Annotated in this window: 3 protein-coding genes; all 3 read right to left on the reverse strand. The window is 61.9% G+C overall.

Features of this window, described 5'->3' with window-relative positions; all coding sequences use genetic code 11:
- Positions 1 to 91: 91 nt before the first annotated feature.
- Positions 92 to 373 carry a cysteine peptidase family C39 domain-containing protein gene (locus tag XANALMUS060_RS23150; protein WP_343122998.1) on the reverse strand — a complete coding sequence of 94 codons (282 nt, stop codon included), beginning with the start codon at positions 371 to 373 and terminating at the stop codon, positions 92 to 94.
- Positions 366 to 815: a hypothetical protein gene (locus tag XANALMUS060_RS17045; protein WP_152640609.1), complete on the reverse strand. Its 450-nt coding sequence runs from the start codon at positions 813 to 815 to the stop codon at positions 366 to 368. The genes XANALMUS060_RS23150 and XANALMUS060_RS17045 overlap by 8 nt, the downstream gene beginning before the upstream one ends.
- Positions 808 to 1,495: HlyD family efflux transporter periplasmic adaptor subunit (locus XANALMUS060_RS17050; RefSeq protein ID WP_045739457.1), on the reverse strand; the 688-nt coding region annotated here is incomplete at its 5' end. The genes XANALMUS060_RS17050 and XANALMUS060_RS17045, both read right to left, overlap by 8 nt.

Here is a 1,495-nt window from a genome sequence, read left to right on the forward strand (position 1 = left end):
CATCACGCAGATACTGCATGTCCGCACGCAGCGCCCGCGTCGCCAAGCCCAGCGAATGGGCGATATGAATCACGCGGGACAGCGTCGCGCCCTACGCCGAGGTACTGAAGCGCCGCCGCATGCTGGCAAGATCGGCATGATGGCCGTGGTAGCCCGCGATCATCGTCAGACACGCCAGCGCGCACTCTGGGTACTGAAGCGCCGCCGCATGCTGGCAAGATCGGCATGATGGCCGTGGTAGCCCGCGATCATCGTCAGACACGCCAGCGCGCACTCTGCGGCCGGCTTCCGTCTGCATCACCATGGGAAGGCGACTTGCTGCGCTCCAGTCCATCCAGTTCCATGGCGTGTGGCTCCATGCTTCTTCAGCCATGCTCGCGATCCTCGGTCGAGCGCAGCTTGATGCTGTAAAGTGGGTCGAAGAGCCACTCGAACAGCCGGCGGCGGTCGAGCAAGATGTCCGCGTCGAGCGTCATGCCAGGCCGCAAGGTCTCGGGTCTTCCGTAGACCTGCACGTACTGGTTCTCCAGACGGACCAGCACCCTGTAGCTCGCCTCCTTGATATCCTTGCCCGTTGCCTTATTGACCTCGGACGGCGACAACGAACTGCGCGACACCTGTTGCACACGACCTAAGTATTGGCCGAACTTCTGGTAGGGATAGGCACGGTAGCGGATGACGACCTGCTCTCCTGCCCGGATGAAGCCGACGGCCTGCGTCGGTATCCATTCCGTCTGCATCACCATGGGAAGGCGACTTGCTGCGCTCCAGTCCATCCAGTTCCATGGCGTGTGGCTCCATGCTTCTTCAGCCATGCTCGCGATCCTCGGTCGAGCGCAGCTTGATGCTGTAAAGTGGGTCGAAGAGCCACTCGAACAGCCGGCGGCGGTCGAGCAAGATGTCCGCGTCGAGCGTCATGCCAGGCCGCAAGGTCTCGGGTCTTCCGTAGACCTGCACGTACTGGTTCTCCAGACGGACCAGCACCCTGTAGCTCGCCTCCTTGATATCCTTGCCCGTTGCCTTATTGACCTCGGACGGCGACAACGAACTGCGCGACACCTGTTGCACACGACCTAAGTATTGGCCGAACTTCTGGTAGGGATAGGCACGGTAGCGGATGACGACCTGCTCTCCTGCCCGGATGAAGCCGACGGCCTGCGTCGGTATCCATAGCTCCGCCTGCAATGTCGATGCAGCAGGCAGCACGGCCACCATCGGCTGATCGGCCACCACGGACTGGCCTGCATAGATAGGAGCACTGGTCACGATGCCGTCCACCGGAGATTTCAAAAGCCCCGCATGCTGCGCAGCGTTCTTCGCGATCAGTTGGGCGACATCGGACAGCTCTCGCTGCGTCTCGTTGTTCCGGCCAGCGACGATGTCCGGCAACTGATCCGCCTGTGCCTGCAGCTCGCTCATTTGCTGGTGCAACTGGAATCCCTGGCGACGCAGCTCCATAAGCTGTGCCTGGTGCTCAAGCGCCTGGTCGTGCTGG

Origin of the sequence: Xanthomonas sp. MUS 060, from assembly GCF_000963215.1 — a bacterium.
GTDB lineage: Bacteria > Pseudomonadota > Gammaproteobacteria > Xanthomonadales > Xanthomonadaceae > Xanthomonas_A.